Annotated in this window: 17 protein-coding genes and 1 pseudogene; 13 read left to right on the top strand and 5 right to left on the bottom strand. The window is 71.1% G+C overall.

What is annotated here, in order from left to right; translation table 11 throughout:
* The first annotated feature begins 50 nt into the window (after positions 1–50).
* Both ACWDS7_RS04005 and ACWDS7_RS04000 read left to right on the top strand, forming a co-directional pair.
* Positions 51–2855 (top strand): nitrate- and nitrite sensing domain-containing protein, encoded by a 2805-nt coding sequence (locus ACWDS7_RS04005; protein ID WP_451928012.1) that lies wholly within the window; start codon positions 51–53, stop codon positions 2853–2855.
* Between the two features lie 285 nt (positions 2856–3140).
* Positions 3141–3605 carry a DUF742 domain-containing protein gene (locus tag ACWDS7_RS04000; RefSeq protein WP_451928011.1) on the top strand — a complete coding sequence of 155 codons (465 nt, stop codon included), beginning with the start codon at positions 3141–3143 and terminating at the stop codon, positions 3603–3605.
* A gap of 6 nt (positions 3606–3611) precedes the next feature.
* On the opposite strand, the gene ACWDS7_RS03995 is transcribed toward ACWDS7_RS04000, so the two are convergent.
* Both ACWDS7_RS03995 and ACWDS7_RS03990 read right to left on the bottom strand, forming a co-directional pair.
* Positions 3612–4601: an SIS domain-containing protein gene (locus tag ACWDS7_RS03995; RefSeq protein ID WP_451928010.1), complete on the bottom strand. Its 990-nt coding sequence runs from the start codon at positions 4599–4601 to the stop codon at positions 3612–3614.
* Between the two features lie 155 nt (positions 4602–4756).
* Positions 4757–5695, bottom strand: coding sequence for a hypothetical protein (locus ACWDS7_RS03990; RefSeq protein WP_451928009.1), 939 nt, complete (start codon positions 5693–5695; stop codon positions 4757–4759).
* Between the two features lie 362 nt (positions 5696–6057).
* On the opposite strand from ACWDS7_RS03990, the gene ACWDS7_RS03985 reads away from it, so the two are divergent.
* Genes ACWDS7_RS03985 through ACWDS7_RS03970 form a run of 4 tightly spaced genes read left to right on the top strand, consistent with a single transcriptional unit; the run spans position 6058 to position 10583 of the window.
* Entirely contained in the window at positions 6058–7185 is a 1128-nt protein-coding gene (locus ACWDS7_RS03985) for a polyamine ABC transporter substrate-binding protein (protein ID WP_451928008.1), read from the top strand.
* The gene (locus ACWDS7_RS03980) at positions 7182–8057 is read left to right on the top strand and encodes an ABC transporter permease (protein WP_451928007.1); all 876 of its coding nucleotides are present in this window, start codon (positions 7182–7184) and stop codon (positions 8055–8057) included. Before ACWDS7_RS03985 ends, ACWDS7_RS03980 begins: the two co-directional genes overlap by 4 nt.
* Positions 8050–8823, top strand: a complete 774-nt coding sequence (locus ACWDS7_RS03975; RefSeq protein WP_306856571.1) for an ABC transporter permease — start codon at positions 8050–8052, stop codon at positions 8821–8823. Before ACWDS7_RS03980 ends, ACWDS7_RS03975 begins: the two co-directional genes overlap by 8 nt.
* Positions 8823–10583, top strand: a complete 1761-nt coding sequence (locus ACWDS7_RS03970) for an ATP-binding cassette domain-containing protein (RefSeq protein ID WP_451928006.1) — start codon at positions 8823–8825, stop codon at positions 10581–10583. The genes ACWDS7_RS03975 and ACWDS7_RS03970 overlap by 1 nt, the downstream gene beginning before the upstream one ends.
* On the opposite strand, the gene ACWDS7_RS03965 is transcribed toward ACWDS7_RS03970, so the two are convergent.
* The gene (locus ACWDS7_RS03965; protein WP_306856573.1) at positions 10577–11185 is read right to left on the bottom strand and encodes a TetR/AcrR family transcriptional regulator; all 609 of its coding nucleotides are present in this window, start codon (positions 11183–11185) and stop codon (positions 10577–10579) included. The genes ACWDS7_RS03970 and ACWDS7_RS03965 overlap by 7 nt on opposite strands.
* Positions 11186–11308: 123 nt before the next feature.
* Here ACWDS7_RS03965 and ACWDS7_RS03960 point away from each other — a divergent pair, with 123 nt between their 5' ends.
* From ACWDS7_RS03960 to ACWDS7_RS03935, 6 genes are all read left to right on the top strand, one after another.
* Entirely contained in the window at positions 11309–12583 is a 1275-nt protein-coding gene (locus ACWDS7_RS03960) for a glycosyltransferase (protein ID WP_306856574.1), read from the top strand.
* A gap of 34 nt (positions 12584–12617) precedes the next feature.
* Positions 12618–14024 carry an aminobutyraldehyde dehydrogenase gene (locus tag ACWDS7_RS03955; protein WP_451928005.1) on the top strand — a complete coding sequence of 469 codons (1407 nt, stop codon included), beginning with the start codon at positions 12618–12620 and terminating at the stop codon, positions 14022–14024.
* 195 nt (positions 14025–14219) lie between these two features.
* Complete coding sequence (locus ACWDS7_RS03950) at positions 14220–17072, top strand: nitrate- and nitrite sensing domain-containing protein (RefSeq protein WP_451928004.1); 2853 nt, start codon at positions 14220–14222, stop codon at positions 17070–17072.
* A complete protein-coding gene (locus ACWDS7_RS03945; protein ID WP_012888544.1) occupies positions 17069–17491 on the top strand; it encodes a roadblock/LC7 domain-containing protein in 423 nt (140 codons plus the stop codon). The genes ACWDS7_RS03950 and ACWDS7_RS03945 overlap by 4 nt, the downstream gene beginning before the upstream one ends.
* 129 nt (positions 17492–17620) lie before the next feature.
* Positions 17621–17902, top strand: coding sequence for a DUF742 domain-containing protein (locus tag ACWDS7_RS03940; RefSeq protein WP_031158898.1), 282 nt, complete (start codon positions 17621–17623; stop codon positions 17900–17902).
* 7 nt (positions 17903–17909) lie between these two features.
* A complete protein-coding gene (locus tag ACWDS7_RS03935) occupies positions 17910–18449 on the top strand; it encodes a GTP-binding protein (protein ID WP_012888545.1) in 540 nt (179 codons plus the stop codon).
* A 180-nt stretch (positions 18450–18629) separates the two neighbouring features.
* Here the strand turns inward: ACWDS7_RS03935 and ACWDS7_RS03930 are convergent, their stop codons facing one another.
* Both ACWDS7_RS03930 and ACWDS7_RS03925 read right to left on the bottom strand, forming a co-directional pair.
* Positions 18630–18812, bottom strand: coding sequence for a hypothetical protein (locus ACWDS7_RS03930; RefSeq protein ID WP_451928003.1), 183 nt, complete (start codon positions 18810–18812; stop codon positions 18630–18632).
* Between the two features lie 5 nt (positions 18813–18817).
* Entirely contained in the window at positions 18818–19066 is a 249-nt protein-coding gene (locus ACWDS7_RS03925; protein ID WP_306858469.1) for a hypothetical protein, read from the bottom strand.
* Between the two features lie 411 nt (positions 19067–19477).
* Here ACWDS7_RS03925 and ACWDS7_RS03920 point away from each other — a divergent pair.
* Positions 19478–20617 (top strand): annotated as a pseudogene (locus ACWDS7_RS03920) (hypothetical protein); the annotation flags it as partial.

Here is a 20617-nt window from a genome sequence, read left to right as displayed (position 1 = left end):
GAACCAAGGGAAATTCGGCCAGCGGGTTCGTCCACCGAGAGGCAGCGTCGGTGAGTACACACAACATCCAGGGTGCGGGGAGCGGGCTCCGCCTGCGGAACTGGAGGGTGCGCTCCAGGCTGGTCGCGCTCATCCTGGTCCCCACCGCGGCGGCGGTGCTGCTCGGCGGGGTCCAGGTCTTCGCCTCCATGCGGGCCGCCGCCGACTACCAGCAGGTCAACGATCTGGCCAGGCTCTCCGACCACATCGGCGCGCTCACCCACGAGCTGGCCGAGGAGCGCGACCGCACGGCCTGGTTCATCGCCCTCGGCCGCCCCGAGCGCGAGGCGGAGGGCGTGGGCAGGCAGATGGAGGCGGTGGACGCCGCCGTGGCGCACGTCCGCGACAGCGGCACCCTGCTCAGGAAGGCGGTGAGCGGCCGGACGAGGGACGAGGTCGAGACCGTGATCACCCGGCTGGACGACCTCGGGCCGCTGCGGGAGCAGGCCCTGAAGTCGGCGCTGCTGCCCGACGCCGCCATCGACGCCTACTCCCTGGTGATCGCCGACCTGCTCTCCCTCCACGACGAGCTCGGCAAGGGGAGCGCCGACGACGTGCTGTACGGCCAGGCGCTGACCCTGGACGCGCTCGCCCGCGCCAAGGAGGCCGCCTCGCTCCAGCGGGGGCTGCTGGCGGTGGTGCTGGTCGCCGGCCGGTTCGAGCAGGAGCAGATGGAGAAGTTCCTCGGCGCGCTCTCCTCCGAGCGCAACGAGCGCAAGACCTTCGCCGCCGAGGCCGGCAGCGGGCAGCGCCGGCTCTTCGACGAGACCGTCAACGGCCGGACCGCCGACCAGGCCGAGTTCCTCCGGGAGCTGGTCCTGCTCCGCGCGGCCTCCGGGGCCTCGCTGAAGGGGCTGGACCTGGCCGAGCGCGACGACGCCAGGCAGTGGTACGACGCGGCGACGGTCACGATCGACCGGATGCGACAGGTCGAGCAGCGGCACGCCCAGGACATCGTCACCCGCAGCCAGGAGCTCGGCGACGCCGAGCAGAGCCGTGCCCTGCTGGTCGCCGGATCGGTCGCCGGACTGCTGCTGGTCGTGCTGCTGATCACCACGGGGGTGGCGCGTTCGCTGGTCAGGCCGTTGCGGCGGCTGCGCCGGGAGGCCCTGGAGGTGGCCGGGGAACGGCTGCCCGCCTACGTCCAGCGGGTCCGCGAGGTGGGCGACGACGGGACCGCCGCCGAGGTGCCGCCGATCGGGGTCATCTCCCGCGACGAGATCGGCGAGGTCGCCCGGGCGTTCGACGAGGTCCACCGGGAGGCCGTACGGCTGGCCGGCGACGAGGCCAAGCTGCGCAACACGGTCAACGCGATGTTCGTCAACCTCTCCCGCCGGAGCCAGACGCTCGTGGAACGCCAGCTCACCCTGGTCGAGCGGCTGGAGCGCGGCGAACGCGACGACCAGCGCCTGGCCGACCTGTTCAAGCTGGACCACCTCGCCACCCGCATGCGCCGCAACAGCGAGAACCTGCTCGTCCTCGCCGGACAGGAGGTGGCGCGGCGCTGGCGGCAGCCGGTCGAGCTGATGGACGTCGTGCGCGCCTCGCTGTCGGAGGTGGAGAACTATGACCGGGTGGTGACCCGGGTCCAGTCCGAGGTCGCCATAACGGGTCCCGCGGTGAGCGACGTGGTGCACCTGCTCGCCGAGCTGGTGGAGAACGCGGTCTCGTTCTCGCCGGGGGCGAGCAAGGTCGTGGTCTCCAGCAGCCGGATCGACGGGGGCGGCGTGATGGTCTCGGTGACCGACCAGGGCATCGGCATGACGCACGAGGAGCTCTCCCAGGCGAACTGGCGCCTGGCCAACCCCCAGACGGCCGATGCCTCCGTGGCCCGCCGCATGGGTCTGTTCGTGGTCGGCCGCCTCGCGCTCAAACACGGCATCCGGGTCCAGCTCCGCCCCCAGGACACCGGCATGACCGCCATGGTCCTCCTCCCCGAGACGCTCTTCGCCGCCCTGCCCGGCCTGTCCCAGCCCGCCGGACCGCCCCGGCCTCCCGGGGCGCTCCAGCCGGCCGCGCCACCGGACTCCCCGTTCCCCGCGAGGCCCGACACTCCTTTTCCCGGGGTGCCCGAGACCGCGGCGGGCCCGACGTTCCCGCCCGTCCCGGGTGCCGTGCCCGCCCGGACGGGGGCCTCGCCCGCCGCCGTGCCCCTTCTGGCGGCGCCCGTCCCGCAGGAGACGGCCGTGCCGCCGCAGACCAGGTCCCGGTGGGCGACCGGCCCGAACGTGTGGAGCCCTCCGGCGGAGCGGCCGCGCCCTCCGGCGGGGGAGGAGGGACGGTTCCCGCCCCCGCCCGGCCTGCCCGATCACCGTCCGGGCCCGGCGGAGGCGGACGCCACCGGGCCGCTGCCCAAGGTGGAGATCTCGGCTCTGGACTCCGACGAGGACTTCCTGCCGATCTTCGCCTCGGTGGAGTCGGGCTGGTTCCGCGTCGGCGCCCCCGCCCCCGCCCCCGCCTCCGCCGGCGGCGGCGGCGGGCAGCCGGACGGGCCCGGTGAGTCCGGTGAGCTAGGTGAGCCCGGCGCCTCCGCCCCCGCCCCCGCCGAGCCCGCCGCCTGGTCGTCCCCCGCCGACACCGGCTGGCAGGCCGCCCAGGCCGCGAGCGCTCCCACGCTCGGCGGGATGACCACCTCTGGCCTGCCCAAACGGACCCCCAAGGCGAACCTGGTGCCGGGCTCGGTGAATCCGCCGCCCGACCCGGTCCAGCCGCCCCCGGCCGCCCCCGTCTCGGCGGAGCGGGTCCGCAGCCGGATGTCGAGTTTCCAGGAGGGCGTGCGCAAGGCCCGCAACGAGCTCCCGGACCGAGAGGGCTGAGCCATGTGGGGCGGATACCAGGAGAGCGGACAGGGAGCGGGACCAGGACCGGGAGACGGCTACGGCCCGGCGCCGGGCGGATCCCCCGACTACGGCCCACCGCGAGGGGAACCACCCCGGTACGGCGGGCCGCCGCAGGATGAGCCTTCATGGTACGGCGGGCAGCCGCCGGGCTACGGTCCCCCGACGGGGGAGCCCCTACGGTACGGCGGGCCGCCCGGCCACGGGGCGCCGGGTGAGGAGCCCCCTCGGTACGGCGGGCAGCCGCCCGGCTACGGTCCCCCGATGGGAGAGCCACCCCGGTACGGCGGGCCGCCCGGCCATGGGGCGCCGCAGGGGGCGCCGCCCGGGTACGGCCCGCCGTACGGGGAGCCCTCCGGTTACGGGCCGTCGCCGTACGGCGAGCCGCCCGAGGAGGAGAGCTCGCTGGTCCGGATGTACGCCGTCACCGGCGGCCGGACCGCCCCGCGGACCCAGCTCGCCATGGAGGCCCTGGTCTCCTCCGCCACCTCCGCCCAGCTCGGCCTGTCCTACATCCGCGAATACCGCGACATCAGCGAGCTCTGCCGGCAGATCCGCTCCGTCGCCGAGATCTCCGCCCTCCTCGGCATCCCCCTCGGCGTGGCCCGCGTCCTGGTCGCGGACATGGAGGCCGAGGGCCTGGTCCGGGTCCACCATCCCCGGATCGACAAGGACGGTCCCGGCCTCCAACTGCTGGAACGCGTCCTCAGCGGGCTGCACCGCCTGTGAGCGCGCTCAGTGCTGGGCCAGCCACCAGTGGGCGGCGACGAGCTCGGCCACCAGGGTCTCGGTGAGCAGTGCGACGTCGGGGTCGTCGTCGTGGAAATAGCGGACGGCGGCCCTGGCGTCGGGGTGCTCGCCGCCGACGGTGAGCACGGTGGAGCCGCGCTGACGGATCCAGTCCATGGCCTGGTCGTCGTAGCGGGAGCCGGGGAACAGGATGGCGCGGTAGTCGAGAGTCTTGGTCAGGTAGACGTCCACGTGGGACCAGTCGCCGGTCTCGCAGGCGTCGGCGGCGCGGCGGGGGCCCTCACGGAACATCAGGGCGGACTGCTCGGCCGAGGACAGGCGCTCGGCGGGGGCGATCGTGTAGACCCCGGCCGGGCCGTCGAGCAGGGTCATCGCCGGGTCCAGCCACCTGCCCCGGCGCTCCAGCAGGTCGGCGGTGGCCTCGGCCGAGCGTCGGAGCAGGCCGGGTACGTCCAGGGCGGTGCCGGAGCCGGCGGAGGTGGCGCGGCCCGGGGCGGTGAGGCGGTTCTGCAGGGCCAGGAGCAGGCCGAGGGTGTGCTGGAAGGTCCGGCAGGACACGCCGCCGCGCTCCTCGCCCGCCGCCATCGGCACCACCAGGTCGGCGCCCTCGGTGATCGCCGAGCCGGACCGGTTGGTCAGCGCCAGCACGTAGGACCGGCCCCGGTGGCGGGCGACCGCGTCGAGGGTCTCCCGGCTGCCACCGGTGGCGGAGACGGCGACGGCCAGGGTGTCCGGACCCGGCGGGTAGGAGACGGAGGCCGAGGCGTACTCGGCCACCGCGTCGACGCCCGCCGCCCGCAGGCGCAGCGCGGCGACCCCGGCGGCGTACCGGGAGCTGCCCATGCCGAGGAAGACCACCCGCCGGATCCCGGCCGGGATCCCGTCGAACGGGTCGCCGGCCTCCAGGGCGCTCGCCAGACCGGCCAGCGCGGCGGGCTTGGCCTCCAGATCGGCGAGGTACAGCTCGGGGTTCACATTCTCTCCTTGGGTTCAGTCGGCGGCACGGGGACCGGCCTTGGGTTCAGTCGGCGGCACGGCTCCGCTCCGGGGCGGTACCGGGTCCGGCCCCGGAGGGCGGGAGCGGTCACGGCCGCCGGAGGGCGGGGCCGGTCACGGGTGGTGCCAGGCGGTCACGGATACCAGGACCGCAGGACGCCCATGGGGGCGTAGCGCCAGCGGGGCAGGTGGCGGGCGGCGTAGATGAGCTCCCTGCACTCCTGCTCGATCTCGAACGGGCGCAGCAGGGAACGGTCCAGCAGGGTGGCGTGGCCGCGTCCGGCGAGGCGGGCGAGGTAGGCGGACTCCAGGGCGGCGCGGGCGGCGGTGGCCCACGCGGAGATCACCAGCGGGTGGGCGTCGCGGCGCCTGACGGCGACCTGCCCGACGTGTTCGAGGCTGGTGATCAGCTGGGCGAGGTCGCGGGCGGCGGGCTGGTAGGGGTCGGCGCCGGTGACCGTCGGGTTGCCGTCGAAGTCGATCACCGCGTAGCCGTCCCGCCAGCGGAGCATCTGCCCCACGTGCAGGTCGCCGTGGATGCGGATCAGCGGGGTGGCGTCCGCCCAGGCCAGGGGGGCGAGCTCGGCGCGGAGGGCGTCGGCGTGCGCCGCGAGCCACTCGCCGTCCTCGCCGTCGGTCAGCGCGAGCGCCTCCTCCAGGGCCTGCCCGGCACGGGCCGACCAGGCGCCCGTCCCCTCCCGCGGGGCGGCGGGCTCGTGCCGTACGGGGTCGGGGAAGGTCGTCGACGGGGTGGCCATCGCGGCGTGCAGGTCGGCGGCCAGCGCGCCCAGGTCGGCGGCGAAGTCCGTGCCGCCGGCGACGGCCTCGTCCACGCACCACTCCCAGCCGTCCCGGGCATCGGGCAGATAGGCGGTGACCAGGGCGAGCAGCAGCTCACCGCCGTCGTCGCCGCGGCGGGACACGGCGGCGTACGGCGTGGCGGTGGCGGTGAAGCCGACCGAGGTCAGGTGGGCGAACATGTCCGGGGTCGGCTGGGGGAGCGGAGCCGGCGGGGTGAGCCATTTGACGACCACGCTCTCGCCGACGACCACCGAGTGGTTGGTCTGGTCCACGTCGAAGCCCCGTTCGGGGGTCCCAGAGGGGCCGTCGACCGGTAACAGTTGAACATCGGTTGAAAAACCTGGTGTCGCCGGACCGGGTAGCGGGTGGAATCGACGGACGGTGAACGGTGTGGAGACATCGCAGCTCAGAGCGGCGATCAGCGCGCTACTCCGCCCGTCGCCGGCGCGGGGCACGGTGTCGAGCTGATCCCATATTGAAGGCGGATTCAACAGACAGACCAAACTTCCCTGGGGTGATGTCCGGCAAAGTCTTGCCCAAGTTATTCTTGGCTGCAACACTCCTGCTTTGGTCTGCCGTGTCCGTAACGGCCGGTCTACCCTAATTACACTTGAAATTTGAAGGAGTAGCGGTCGTGTCCCGTGCCCGGTACACCCGTCGTCTTCCGGCCGCCGCCCTGGTCGCCGGTCTCGCTCTCGCCGTCTCGGCCTGCGGCGGAGGGTCCACGGACAGTGCCGCCGCGCCCGCCGCGAGCGCCTCGTCCGCCCAGCTCGACCCGAACATGGACCTGTCCAAGCAGAGCATCACCATTTCGGTCTGGCCGGGCTACACCCCTGAAGACCTTCCCAAGAGGGTCAAGGACAAACTCAAGACCGATCTCAAGGTCACGCTGCACGACACCAACGAGATCATCATGGGCAAGCTGACCGCCGGCGCCGACACCGGCCTCGACGTGGCCTTCGTCTCCGGCCAGTATGCCCAGGCCCTCAACGAGGCCGGCCTGCTGGAGCCGATCCACCCCGAGCTCATCCCCAACCTGGCCAACCTCTACCCCGAGGCCAAGGAGCTCTCCTACGACAAGGGCAACGTCTTCTCCGTCCCCTACACCTGGGGCACCACCGGCATCTGCTACCGCAGCGACCTGGTGAAGACCGAGCCGACGAGCTGGAACGACATCCTCAACCCGCCGGACGAGGCCAAGAAGAAGGTCACCATGATGACCACCGAGCGCTGGCTGGCCCTGCCCGCCGTCAAGGCGCTCGGCCTGTCGGTCAACACCAAGAGCGACGAGGACCTGGCCAAGGTCAAGGCGAAGCTGCTGGAGGCCAAGCCCAACCTGCTCCGCTACGACGACGTCGACTTCGGCAAGCGCCTCACGAGCGGCGAGGCCGTGATGGCCGAGGCGTGGGACGGCTGGTGCCCGACCAGCGAGAAGAACATCAAGTTCGTGGTGCCGAAGGAGGGCAGCGACCTCTGGGTGGACACGATGGTCGTGCTGAAGGGCTCCAAGAACAAGGAAGCCGCGCACGCGTTCATCAACTTCATCCTGGACCCGGAGATCCACGGCTGGGCCGCGGAGAACATCCTCTACAAGGTCCCGAACAAGGCCGCCATGGACAAGCTGCCCAAGGACCTCGTGGAGAAGAACGCGCCGCTCCAGATGACCCCGTCGCAGCTGCTGGCCGGTGAGTCGATCATCGACCTGGGCGAGGACTCCACCAAGTTCACCCGTCTGGCCACCGAGGTTCAGGCAGCGAAGTGACAAGCTCTACCGTCTCCGGCGCGACCGCGAAGTCGCGGTCGCGCCGGTCGCGTGTGCTCGGAAGGCTGATCTTCCTCAGCCCTGGCCTGACCTATCTGATCATCCTCATGCTGATCCCGCTGGCGCTGGTGATCAGCTACGCGTTCTTCCGCAGGGGACGTTTCGGCGGCGTCATCTACGAGCTGACCGGGGAGAACTTCACCCGGCTGCTCGATCCGATCTACCTCGACGTCGTGCTCGACTCGCTGAAGCTGGCCACGGCCGCCACGGTGATCGCCCTGCTGGTCGGCTACCCCACGGCCTACGTGATCGCCCAGCTCCCCGCGAAGTGGAAGACGGTCGCGCTGGTCGCGATCGTGCTGCCCTTCTGGACGAACTTCCTGGTCCGCATCTACGCCTGGATCGTTCTCCTCAGCGGCCCCGGGCTGGTCAACACCGCGCTGGGCAAGCTCGGCCTGGGCCCGTTCGAGTTCCTGTACAACCAGGGCACGATCGTCACCGGCCTCATCTACTCCTACCTGCCGCTCATGGTGCTCCCGCTCTACGCGGCGATCGAGAAGCTGGACCCGCAGCTCCGCGAGGCCTCGGCCAACCTCGGCGCCAGGCCGGCCCGCACCTTCGCCTCGGTGACGCTGCCGCTGACCCTGCCGGGCGTGGTCACCGGGTGCATGTTCGTCTTCGTGCCGAGCTTCGGCAACTTCGTCATCCCCGAGCTGCTCGGCGGGGGCCGCTCGATCATGGTCGGGAACCTGATCCGGGACCAGTTCCTCAAGGCGCGCGACTGGCCGTTCGGCTCCGCCCTCACGCTCGCCCTCCTCGCCGTCCTGATCGTCCTGCTGCTCCTGCAGGCCTGGAGTTCCCGCCGTGCGTAGACCGCGTCTGCTGTACGTCCCTTTCTGGGTGACCTACATATTCCTGTACGCGCCCATCGTGGTGCTCGTCGTCATGTCGTTCAACGCCGGCAAGTCGCCCTACACCTTCGAGGGCCTGAGCCTGAAGTGGTACGGCAAGCTCGCCGGGAACGAGACCGTCCGTGAGGGCCTGGTCAACACCCTGATCGTGGCCGCCGGGTCCACGGCGCTCGCCACCGTGCTCGGCACCCTGCTGGCGGTGGGCCTGGCCCGTCACACCAGGTCGCGGCTGCTGGACGGGCTCGGCGTGCTGCCGGCCGTACTGCCCGACCTGGTGCTGGCCATCGGCCTGCTGGTGCTCTACGCCATGATCAAGATGACCCTCGGCCTGCACTCGGTGCTGCTGGCCCACACGGTGTTCGGCATGGCCTTCGTGACCGCGGTGGTCCGCACCAGGCTCACCCACGCCGACACCTCCCTGGAGGAGGCGTCCAGGGACCTCGGCGCGACGCCGCTGACGACGTTCGTCCGCGTCACGCTGCCCCAGCTCATGCCCGGCATCGCGGCGGGGGCCCTGCTGGCGTTCACGCTCTCCATCGACGAGTTCGTGATCGCCTTCTTCACCGCGGCGCCGACCACCCCCACCTTGCCCATCGTCATCTACTCAATGGTCCGCTTCGGGGTCACCCCGGAGATCAACGCGCTGGCGACCCTGCTGCTGGCCGTGAGCTTCACCGTGGTGATCGTGGCCCAGCGGATGACCCGACTGACGGAGTCGCTGTCCTAATGCTGCAGATCACAGGTGTCAGCCGCCGGTTCGGCGACGTCACGGCGCTGTCGGAGATCTCCCTGGAGATCCGGCAGGGGGAGTTCTTCGCGCTGCTGGGGCCCAGCGGCTGCGGCAAGACCACGCTCCTGCGGATCCTGGCGGGCTTCGAGTCCCCCGACTCGGGCACCGTCACGCTCGACGGCGCCGACCTGCTCAGCCAGGCCGCGCACCGCCGCCCGGTCAACCTCATGTTCCAGTCCTACGCGCTGTTCCCGCACATGAGCGTGGCCAAGAACATCGCCTACGGCCTGGAGCGGGAGAAGCTGCCCAAGGCCGAGATCCGCGAGCGGGTGGAGGAGGTCCTGGAGAAGGTCGGCCTGAGCGCGATGGCCAAGCGCAGACCGCAGCAGCTCTCCGGCGGCCAGCGGCAGCGTGTCGCGCTGGCCCGCGCGATCGTGAAGCGGCCGCGGCTGCTGCTGCTGGACGAGCCGCTGTCCGCGCTGGACAAGAAGGTCCGCGCCGAGATGCAGCTTGAGCTCAAGCGGCTCCAGCACGAGGTCGGCATCACCTTCGTCGTGGTCACCCACGACCAGGAGGAGGCCATGTCGCTGGCCGACCGGATCGCGGTCTTCAGCGCGGGCAAGGTGGAGCAGGTGGACGCGCCGGTGACGCTGTACGAGCGGCCCCGCACGCCGTTCGTCGCCGACTTCGTGGGCGCCAACAACCTCTTCGAGGGCAAGGCGTGCGCGGACGGCCTGTCCAGCGACGCGCTCGGCGTCCTGCCCGGCCTGTCCGACCTGGAGGAGGGCGCGCCGGCGCTGCTCGCCGTACGGCCCGAGCGGCTCAGGCTGGTCAGCTGGACCCCGGCGGACACCGAGGACGAGACGGCCGAGGACACAGCCGCCGAGGACGCGGTCACCGAGGACACAGCCGCCGAGGACGCGGTCACCGAGGACACAGCCGCCGAGGACGCGACACCGGAGGGTGAGAGCGTCGAAGAGACGGCGGACGGGGCCGAGAGCGCCGACGACACCGAAGACGCCGAAGGCACCGAGGGTGCAGAAGGCGCCGAGCGCGCCGAAGCCGCCGAAGACGCGGAGGGCACCCAGGACGCGGCGGGTGACGAGAGCGCCGAGAGCATCGAGGACGCGGCGGACGCTGGAGGCGTTGAGAGCGCTGAGGACGTCAAGGACGCGGACGCTGAGACTGCTGAGGGCGCCGACGACACCGAAGACGCGGAGGGCACCCAGGACGCGGCGGGTGACGAGAGCGCTGAGAGTGCTGAGGGCGCCGAGGACGTCAAGGACGCGGACGCTGAGACTGCTGAGGACACCGAGGCCGCCGAAGACGCGGAAGGCACCCAGGAAGCGGCGGACGCTGAAGGCGTTGAGAGTGCTGAGGGCGCGGCGGATGCTGAAGATGTTGAGAGCGCTGAGGACGTCAAGGACGCTGAGGCCGCCGAGGACGCTGGAGGCGTTGAGAGCGCTGAGGACGCGGCGGACGCGGACGCTGAAGACTCTGAAGGCGCTGAAGACTCTGAAGGCGTCGAGGGCTCTGGAGGCGCCGAGGCGGCCGTGAGCCCGGTGGCGGGGGAGGGCGTGCTGCGGGGGAAGGTCGCGGACGTCAGCTTCTACGGCGGCATCTCACACGTCTCGGTCCAGGTGGACGGTCGCCCGACGCCGGTCCTGGTGGCCACGCAAGGGGCCACCCAGGTCCAGGCGGGCTCCTCGGTCGCCCTCACCTGGGCGGCCGAGGATGGGGTGCTGATCCCTCAATGAGACGTCTTGAGCGGGTTGTTCGTGACGGTCCTGGCGTAGGAAAGGATCAGTTCCGCCGCCTCCTGCGGGCCGATCACCGGGTGGCGGGCCGTTATGCGGTAACCGTACGCATCTTCGAGCGCGACGAGGTTGCGCGCGATGACGAGGGAGTCGCCGGACAGCGTGAAGGTCCCCAGGGCGGCCCCGGTCTCCAGGACGCTCTGATACATGGAGACCTGGCGGTCGTAGAGCGTGGTGAGCAGCAGGGCGTACATCCTGTTGCGGGCGGCGGCCCCGCCGAGCTCGTTGAGCAGCCGCACGTCCGGGTCGTCCGGTCCGTGCGGCAGGCCCGAGCGGACGACGACGATGAGCTTGTCGGCGGGGTCGCGCATGCCGCTGATCCGCTTGAGACGCTGCTCATAGAAACGTTCCATCCCGGCGTGATGGGCGTCCACCAGCAGCTCGCTCAAGTTGGGGTAGTGGTAGAGAACCGCTCCGGAGGTCAGACCGGCCTCCTCGGCGACGTGGTTGAGGTGCACTCCCTCAGTGCCGTGCCGGATGATCGCCCGGTGTGCGGCTGCAATGAGATCCAGGCGACGATCCGCCCGGCTCTTGCGCGTCATAATCCCCCACTCGTTGAAAACCACGCTCTGTGCCGGGGTCCATAGTGACCGTTTTCCGGCGGTTTAGCTAGCTCTAAGAATTGAACCATTCTTCAAAGCCAGAATTTCCTCTCACTTGGAGGCATGATGTCTCTCACGATCCTGTTCATGCCGGAGAGCGCCTACGGGCCGACGAACAACTGCATCGGCATCGGCGACATTCTTCGCAAGCGCGGCCACCGGGTCGTCTTCGCAGCTGAAGCCTCCTGGAAGGGCAAATTGGAGGCTCTCGGATTCGAGGAGGACCTGGTCGATCTCGCGCCGCCGTCGGAAGAGGAGCAGGACCCGGGGCAGTTCTGGAAGGACTTCATCCGGGACACCGCGCCGGAATATCGCAAGTCGACCTCGGATCAGCTTGAGACGGTGACCAAGCCGATCTGGGAGGCGCTCGTCGACGGCGTGAAGTACTGCGAGCCTCAGCTGAAGGCGATTATCGAGCGGGTCCAGCCGGATGTGATCGTCGAGGACAACGTCATCACCTTCCCGGCACTGCTCACGGCCGGCAAGCCGTTCGTCCGCATCGTCTCCTGCAACCCGCTGGAGGTGCGTGGCGAGGGCGTCGCGCCGGTCTTCTCCGGCCTGCCGGCCGACGACCGGTCCGAGTGGGAGCCCTTCCGCGCCGAGTACGATCGGACCCACCGCGAGCTCTGGACCGCCTTCAACGAGTGGGTCGTCGCCCAGGGCGCCCGGCCGCTGCCGGAGCTGGACTTCATCCACGAGGGCGACCTGAACCTCTACGTCTTCCCGGAGATCGCCGACTACACCGACGCCCGGCCGCTGGGCGAGTCCTGGCACCGCCTGGACTCCTCGGTCCGCGAGACCGACGGCGGCTTCGAGCTGCCCGCGTCGCTGGCCGGGCGGGACGGCGCGCTGGTCTACTTCTCGCTCGGCTCGCTCGGCTCGGCGGACGTCGCGCTGATGCAGCGGGTCATCGACGTGCTGGGCACCACCCCCCACCGCTTCATCGTCTCCAAGGGCCCGCTGCACGAGGAGATCAAGCTCGCCGACAACATGTGGGGTGCCGAGTTCGTCCCGCAGACGAAGATCATCCCCATGGCGGACCTGGTCATCACGCACGGCGGCAACAACACCACCACCGAGGCGCTGCACTTCGGCAAGCCGATGATCCTGCTGCCCCTGTTCTGGGACCAGTACGACAACGCGCAGCGGATCCACGAGCTCGGCTACGGCGTCCGCCTGGGCACCTACACCTTCACCGACGAGGAGCTGACCGGCGCCCTGGACAGGCTGCTCGGCGACGGCGAGCTCCGCGAGCGCCTGGCGGCGGCCGGTGAGGAGATCCGCCGCCGCGACGGCCTGCGCAAGGCCGCCGACCTGATCGAGCAGGCCGGCGCCTGAAAGCTCTGAGCACCACCATTACGAGGGAAGTTCCATGGGCAAGTTGATCAACCCGGCAGACGGCCAGCTCCTCAGGGAGGTGGCCGACACCCCGGTCCCCGAGGTCGCGGCCGCCGTACGGCGGGCGCGCGCGGCGTATGAGGAATGGAGCAGGGCCACCCCGGCCGAGCGGGCCAAGGTGATGCTGCGCTTCGCCGACCTCGTCGAGGCCGACGCCGAGGAGCTGACCCGGCTGGAGGTCGCCGAGACCGGCAAGCCGGCGGCGGTGTTCCGCGACGGCGAGCTGCCGTTCGCGGCCGACAACCTCCGCTTCTTCGCCGGGGCGGCCCGCTCGCTGGAGGGCACCGGGGCCGGCGTGCTCAGCTCCGGCTACACCTCGGTGCTGGTCCGCCGCCCGGTCGGGGTCGTCGGGTCGATCGCCCCGTGGAACTTCCCGCTCGTGATGGCCATCTGGAAGATCGGCCCCGCCCTCGCCGCGGGCAACGCGGTGGTCATCAAGCCCGCCCCGCAGACGCCGGGCACCACGCTCCGGCTGGCCGAGCTGTTCGCCGGGGCGGGGGCGCCCGAGGGCCTGCTCCAGGTCGTCCTCGGCGACGCCGAGGTGGGTGAGGCTCTGGTCACCGATCCGGGTGTGGACATGGTGAGCGTGACCGGCTCCACCGAGACCGGCCGCGCCGTCATGCGCGGGGCCGCGGGGTCGCTGAAGCGGGTCCACCTGGAGCTCGGCGGCAAGGCGCCGGCGCTGGTGTTCGGCGACGCGGACCTGGCCGAGATGGCCAGGGGAGTGGCCATGGGCGCCACTTACAACACCGGCCAGGACTGCACGGCCGCGACCCGCGTCTACATCGCCCGGGAGGTGTACGGCGAGGCGGTCGAGGCGCTGCGCGAGACTCTGGCGAAGATCAAGGCGGGGGACCCCTGGGACGGGGCGACCGACATCGGTCCGCTGATCTCCGCCGGGCACCGGGCCCGCGTGCACGGGTTCGTCGAGCGCGCCGTCGCCGCGGGCGCCTCGCTCCTGTGCGGCGGCGCCCCCCTGGACGGCCCCGGCTTCCACTACCCGCCCACGCTGATCTCCGGCGCCCGCCAGGACAGCGAGATCGTTCAGGGTGAGCTTTTCGGGCCGGTGTTGGTGGCTCTGCCGTTCGACGGTGAGGACGAGGCGGTACGGCTGGCCAACGACACCCCCTACGGCCTGGCCTCCTCGGTCTGGTCCAGCGACGTGGCCCGGGCGCTGCGCGTCTCGCACCGCCTCGACGTGGGCGTGACCTGGGTCAACGACCATCTGCCGATCGCCTCCGAGGCGCCGCACGGTGGGGTCAAGGGCAGTGGATTCGGCAAGGACATGAGCCAGGAGGCGGTCCAGGAGTACTCCGTGACGCGTCATCTGATGATCAAACACCAGGCTCCCGAGGCGCGAGACTCCTTCCGGCCGGCCTGAAATTCTGAGCCGTATATCCCTTTTGTGGGGATTTGTCGACACTTACTCCATTCGAAGTGACATAAAGGATGTGCTCAAATTGCTTTCGCCGCATCCGCACCCGGCGAGGGGTTACGTAGGCCAGTGATGACACAAGACCGCCGGAGCCACCGCGCGTCAGGGGTGGGCAGCCGACTACTGCCGTCGAACTGGCGCGTGCGTCCCCGACTGGTCGCGCTGATCCTGCTCCCGACCGCGGCAGCTGTGGCGCTGACCGGACTCCAGCTCACCAGCTCGCTGGCCAGCGCCGGCGAGTATCGCAGGATGAGCGAGATCGCCTCGCTCGTCGAGCAGCTCGGCACGCTCTCCCACGAGATGGCCGAGGAACGTGACCTCACCGCCTGGTACATCGCCGACAGGCGCCGTCCCGCCCGGCTCACCAAGGTCAAGCAGCAGCGTGAAGTGGTCGACCAGGTCAGCGCGCAGGTGCAGAAGTCGATCGAGGGCCTCGACCGCGGGGAGGCGGCCCGGGTCGTCATCGAGACCTCCCAGGTGAACCGCTGGCTGAAGGGTCTGCCCGGTCTGCGCAGGCCCATGGAGCAGGGGGTGCTCCCGCGTGCGGCCCTCAGCATCTACTCGCGGATGATCGCCGACTTCATCACCCTCCACGACGACCTCGGTCGCAGCGGCGGTGACGAGCGTCTCATCGGTGACGCGCTCGCGCTGGGCGCGCTGAGCCGGGCCAAGGAGCAGGTCGCCAGGCAGCGCGGCATCCTCCTCGTCGGCCTGCAGGAGCGCAAGTTCGACTTCGACGACCCCGCCGAGTTCCTGGGCGCCTACAAGAGCCAGCTCAGCGAGCTGTCCGCCTTCCAGGCGACCGCCTCCCCGAACGACATCAAGCGCTTCCGGGAAGCGGTCAGCGGCCAGCGGATCGACCGGGCCGACGCCACGCGCGCCCTGGTCATGTCCCGCATGCGAGAGTTCCTCCCCCTGCCCCCCATGGGGATCCGGGGGATCAACAACTGGTACATCACCTCCTCGGCGACGGTGGACGGCATGCGGACCGTCGAGCGCGGCCTGTCCGCCGCGGTCGTCGCCCGCAGCCAGGAGATGGAGAGCAACGAGCAGCGCAGCGCCATCATCTCCGGTGCCGCGATCCTCGTCCTGCTGATCCTGATCCTGCTGATCACCGCCTGGGTGGCCGGCACGCTCGTCCGGCCGCTGCGCAGGCTGCGCAGCGAGGCGCTCGAAGTGGCCGACACCCGGCTGCCCGAGACCGTCCGCGTGCTGCGGGAGTCCGGGGACCTCGCGCCCAACGTCGAGGTGCCCTCCATCGGGGTGCTCTCCCGCGACGAGATCGGGGAAGTGGCCCGGGCCTTCGACGAGGTCCACCGCGAGGCCATCCGGCTGGCGGGCGACGAGGCCCGGCTGCGGAACAACGTCAACGCGATGTTCGTCAACCTCTCCCGGCGCACCCAGTCGCTCGTGGAACGCCAGATCGACCTCATCGACGACCTGGAGCAGGGCGAGCAGGACGACAACCGGCTGGCCAGCCTCTTCAAGCTGGACCACCTGGCCACCCGCATGCGCCGTAACTCCGAGAACCTCCTGGTCCTCGCGGGCCAGGAGCAGAGCCGCCGCTGGAGCGAGCCGGTCCCGCTGAGCGACGTCGTCCGCGCCTCGCTGTCGGAGGTCGAGAACTACGAGCGGGTGTCCCTCCGGGTGGAGGCCGGCACCTCGATCATCGGCTCGGCCGTCAACGACATCGTCCACCTGATCGCCGAGCTGGTCGAGAACGCCATCTTCTTCTCGCCGCAGGACACCAAGATCACGGTGAGCAGCAACGGCAACGAGACGGGCGCCATCATCCTGGCGGTCACCGACGCGGGCATCGGCATGAGCGACGAGGAGCTGGCCGAGGCCAACCGCCGTCTGGCCGAGCCCCCGGCCGTGGACCTGTCGGTCTCCCGCCGGATGGGCCTGTTCGTGGTCGGCCGCCTGGCCATGCGCCACGGCATCCGGGTCCAGCTCCGCCGTCCGGAGGTCGGTGGCCTCAGCGCCGTCGTCCTGCTCCCCGTGCAGGTGGTGGCCCAGTCCGGGATGCCGGAGCTGGCCATGGCCGGTCAGAGCATGTCGTCCCTGTCGTCGTTCGGCAGCATCTCCAACTCCGACCCGTTCGCGGCCGGGCCGAACCCCGACCCGTTCGGCACCGCCCCGGCACGCGGGCCGGCTGACCGGACGCCCGCGGCCCCGGCGGCCGCCGCCCCGCCGTCCACGGCTCCGGCGGCCGACATCTGGTCGGCGCCGGTGATGTCCGCCTCCGCGGTGGAGGACCTGTGGTCGTCGCCCTTCACGTCGGTCTCGCCGCCGCCCCCGGCCGCGCCGCCGACCCGGGCGCCGCAGCCGCCGGCCTCGGCCTCGCAGCCGTCGTTCCCGCCGTCCTCGGCCTCGCAGCCGTCGTTCCCGCCGTCCTGGCCGGAGATGCCGCCGGTCGACCCGTGGACGCCGCCGCAGGAAGCGGCCGACAACACCCAGAACCTTCCCGCGGTCGAGGTGTCGGCGACGGAGTCGGAGGATTTCCTGCCGATCTTCGCGGCGGTGGGATCGGACTGGTTCCGCAGCAGCTCCTCCACCGAGCTCGAACCCGAGCCCGAGCCCGGGTCCGAGGTCGGGTCCGAGGCGGAGCGGCCCGTGCCCAGGCCCCGGCCGCTGGAGCAGCCGGCCCAGGAGGCCGCCCAGCCGCTGCCGGTCCGCAAGCCCAGGCAGAGCATGCAGTCCGGTGAGAGGCAGCCGTGGAGCACCCCCTCCGACCAAGGCTGGGCCGCGGCCGAGGTGGCCAAGAAGCCCGTGGAGGGCGGCACGACCGGCGCCGGTCTGCCCAAGCGGGTGCCCAAGGCGAACCTCGTCCCCGGATCCGCCTCCGCGGCGCCGGCGACGCCGCCACCGCCGATGCCCCCGATCTCGGCGGAACGAGTGCGCAGTCGTCTGTCCAGTTTCCAGCAAGGCGTACGGCAGGGCCGCGCTGAGATGAACGAGCGGTCCAACGCCGTCGAGGGAGAGAAGCAGTGAACCACCAACTCAGTCAGGCCGCACGTGGCTTCAATTGGCTGATCACCGAGTTCGTCAAGGAGATGCCGGGAGTCGCCCACGCGGTGATCGTCTCCGCGGACGGTCTTCCACTGGCCTACTCCCAGGGCTTTCCGAAGGACCGCGCCGACCAGCTCGCCGCGATCACGGCCGGCCTGATCAGCCTGACCCAGGGGGCCTCCCGGGTGTTCGAGGGCGGCCCCGTCGCCCAGACCGTGATCGAGATGCAGCGGGGTCTCCTGCTGACCATGTCGATCAGCGATGGTTCCGCGCTCGCCGTACTGGCCTCGCCGGACTGTGACATGGGCCTGGTGGCCTACCAGATGACACTGCTGGCAGAGCGGGCCGGCCAGGCGCTCACGCCCGCGCTCCGGGCCGAGCTGCAGTCGGCTCAGCGATAGGGAGGTGATATGGACGCACCAGGTTGGCGTGGTCCGGGGGAGGAAACCCCGAACACGTCTCAGGCCAAGAGCGGGCGAGATCGTCTGATCCGCCCGTACGCTGTGACCGGGGGAAGGACCGCCCCTCGGATGCAGCTCGCACTCGAGGCGCTGGTCTCCTCGGCAACGTTCGTGAGCGTGGATACGGGCACGCTCTCCACGGAGTATCAGGCGATCATCTCGCTGTCCCAGCAGGTGCGCTCGGTGGCGGAGCTCTCAGCTCTGCTGCGGATGCCGCTGGGCGTGACCCGGGTCCTGATCGCGGACATGGCGGCCGAGGGCCTGGTGCAGATCCACCAGCCGTCACTGGATGCCGGAAAGCCGGATCTCAACTTGCTTGAAAGGGTGCTCAGTGGGCTTCGCAGGCTCTGACGCCGGAATGACGTCGACGAAGATCGTTGTCGCCGGAGGATTCGGTGTCGGCAAGACGACCTTCGTCGGCGCGGTCTCCGAGATCATGCCGTTGACCACGGAAGCGGTCATGACGGAGGCCAGTGCGGAGGTCGACGACCTCTCGCACATCCCGACCAAGCGGACCACCACGGTGGCCATGGACTTCGGTCGGGTCTCGCTGGACCGGGATCTGATCCTGTACCTGTTCGGTACGCCGGGTCAGCACCGGTTCTGGTTCATGTGGGACGACCTCGTGAAGGGCGCGATCGGCGCGATCGTGCTGGTCGACACCCGGCGGCTGGCCGACAGCTTCCCGGCGATCGACTACTTCGAGGAGGCCGGGCTGCCCTTCGTGGTGGCGCTCAACGGCTTCGGCGGCTCGCACATCCACGGTGAGGAGGAGGTGCGGGAGGCTCTGACGATCTCCCCGCACATCCCCGTCGTCCGGACCGACGCCCGGTCCCGCGACGCCGTGAAGTCGACCTTGATCACCTTGGTCGAGCACGTCCTCACGCTCCGGGTCTGAGACCGTGGCGTGGGGGGCGCCCCCCCCCCGGCCCCCCCCGTCGGTCCGGGCCCCGCGGCGCTGTCGCCGTGGCACTGTCCGGCGGCATGCTGTCCCGGCCGGCCGGCGAGGTCACCGCCCGCGTCGCGGCGGCCGGGGCGGCGGGCCCCTCCGCTCCGCACGATGATCCGGACGGAACGCCTAGTCGCCGTCGCGGCGGTCGTCGAGCAGGCGGGGGAGGATGCCCATGGTGGCCCCGCCCGCCGCTCCGGCGCTCAGCAGGGCGGTGGGCCAGGGCGCGCCGGCCGCCAGGGTGAGCGCGCAGGCGATCGCCGCCACCAGCACGGTGACGGTGAGGAGAAGGAGCACGGGCGTCGAGAACATCGGTTTCACTCCTGCGGTGGCACCGGCGGGTGGCCGGTGGCGGTCTGCTCGTCTGCCCAGAACGCGATGAGCTCAGCCTCGCTGAGCTGATCGGCCGGGCGGTTGGGCGGGACCCGCCCGGTGGCCAGCGCCCACGTCGTCACCAGGAGGATCAGCAACTGGTCGTCGCCGTGGACCCAGGGCGCCGGCGGGTGGCCCGGCCGATCGCCGGTGGCGCGGAGAAAGGCATGCGGACCAGCGGCGGTGCACGGCATGGGCTCTCGCCTCCATCGTCGGCAGTCGGGTGAGGCACCAACGATGCGGCAGCGGCCGGTCCGCCGCCACCGCTCCAAACATCTCCGGACGACCCCGGGCCGGTCGGCCGCCCGGCGGGACGGGAGCGCTTCCACATGGCGGGGGACCGGCCCGGCGTCCGGTGCCGCCCGACGGGGTCCGGGATCCTCCGATCCCGTCCGGCCCCGGCCGGGCTCCTCGCCGATGTCATCCGGACTTATCCGGAAACATCCGGGCAGGCCCTGCCGCGTCCGGCGCCTCACCCCAGGTCTTCTGTCCGTTATTCCGGACGAAGTGGGATATGCGATCTAGCCCGCTTGACCATCCGTTAATGCGAATATGACTCCCGTTACCTCATGTAGATCGTGGATCACTCATTTCCGGCTGGGGCGATGGTTGAACAACATCGCGTTGCGGCGCGCTGCGCCTTCATCGAGCAGCTCAACGAGCTGTGCGAGCTGGCTGGCTCCCCAACGCTGTCTGAACTGCGCAGGCTGTCGGTGCGCGTCGATGGTGGCGGTGGCCGACGCAGGGAACTGGCGGAGAGCACCACGAACGACATCCTGACCGGCAAGCGGAAACGGGTCCCGGACTGGTCGTGGGTGGCCTCGTTCGTGATCGCCTGTCATATGGCGGCCGAGCAGACCCACCTCGATGTCCGGGAGCTGGGCAGCCTCCAGGACTGGAACGCCCGGTGGCGGGCCGCCCGCACCCCTCAGCCGTCTCCCGCCGGCTCGGCGCCCGCCGGGACAGAGGCGGCCGCGCAGGCCGGGCCGCCCGTCGTGCCGCGGACCATTCCGCCGGTCGAGCCGTATGCGATGCCGCCCGGCGCGCCGCGGAGCGTGTCGTCAATCGAGCCGTATGCCGAGCCGCCGGTCGAGCTGTACGCGACGCCGTCCGCCATGCCGTCCGCGGGCAGGAGGACGGCCCGGCCCCAGGCCGCCACGGGCGCGCCGCCGCCGATGTCCGGGCCGACCCAGCGCCACCTGGAGATCTACGGCAGGACCGGTGCCCGGCTGCTGCAGCGGACCGACGCCGATGACGGCCGGGCCTGCATGCGCCTGGCGGTCATCGCCCTGCTGCGGGACTGGCCCGAGGAGGCCCATCAGTGGCTGCGCCGGGCCAACGACGCCGGTCACGCCGACGCGCCGGGCCTGTTCAACCATCCGCACCGGTGCGCGGCCGCCGCCGAGCTCGCCTACCGCTACGGCCGCGAGTACCAGAGCGCGACCCCGGCCCAGGTAAGCGTCGCGATGTTCTTCTACCGGCTGGCCGGCGAGTGCGGACATGCCGAGGCCGCCTACGAGCTCGCGGTGATCCATCAGCGCCAGGACGAGGACTGGGCGGCCGCGGCCTGGTTCAACCGCGCGGCCGGCCACGGTCATCCGCACGCCGCCGCCAAGTTCAACGGCGTCTCCGCGCAGATCAGCCACGCGCCCTGGAACGCGGACGGAGTGCTGCCGGTCGGCCTGATCGAGGCGCCCACCGCGGTGCTGCGCCCGCCGCCGGCGACCGGTGAGCCTCCCGTGGCC

The organism is Streptosporangium sp. NPDC003464, from assembly GCF_053588315.1.
The sequence above is the reverse complement of the archived record's forward strand: the minus strand, read 5'-3'. Positions and strand labels throughout refer to the sequence as shown.

What these genes read in the sequence shown, in the direction of transcription:
- ACWDS7_RS03970 (WP_451928006.1), top strand. Translation starts at nt 8,823, where the DNA reads ATGCTGCAGATCACAGGTGTCAGCCGCCGGTTCGGCGACGTCACGGCG.
- ACWDS7_RS03925 (WP_306858469.1), bottom strand. Translation starts at nt 19,066, where the DNA reads ATGCCGTGCACCGCCGCTGGTCCGCATGCCTTTCTCCGCGCCACCGGC.
- ACWDS7_RS03960 (WP_306856574.1), top strand. Translation starts at nt 11,309, where the DNA reads ATGATGTCTCTCACGATCCTGTTCATGCCGGAGAGCGCCTACGGGCCG.
- ACWDS7_RS03940 (WP_031158898.1), top strand. Translation starts at nt 17,621, where the DNA reads ATGCAGCTCGCACTCGAGGCGCTGGTCTCCTCGGCAACGTTCGTGAGC.
- ACWDS7_RS03955 (WP_451928005.1), top strand. Translation starts at nt 12,618, where the DNA reads ATGGGCAAGTTGATCAACCCGGCAGACGGCCAGCTCCTCAGGGAGGTG.
- ACWDS7_RS03930 (WP_451928003.1), bottom strand. Translation starts at nt 18,812, where the DNA reads ATGTTCTCGACGCCCGTGCTCCTTCTCCTCACCGTCACCGTGCTGGTG.
- ACWDS7_RS04000 (WP_451928011.1), top strand. Translation starts at nt 3,141, where the DNA reads ATGGGAGAGCCACCCCGGTACGGCGGGCCGCCCGGCCATGGGGCGCCG.
- ACWDS7_RS03935 (WP_012888545.1), top strand. Translation starts at nt 17,910, where the DNA reads ATGACGTCGACGAAGATCGTTGTCGCCGGAGGATTCGGTGTCGGCAAG.
- ACWDS7_RS03965 (WP_306856573.1), bottom strand. Translation starts at nt 11,185, where the DNA reads ATGACGCGCAAGAGCCGGGCGGATCGTCGCCTGGATCTCATTGCAGCC.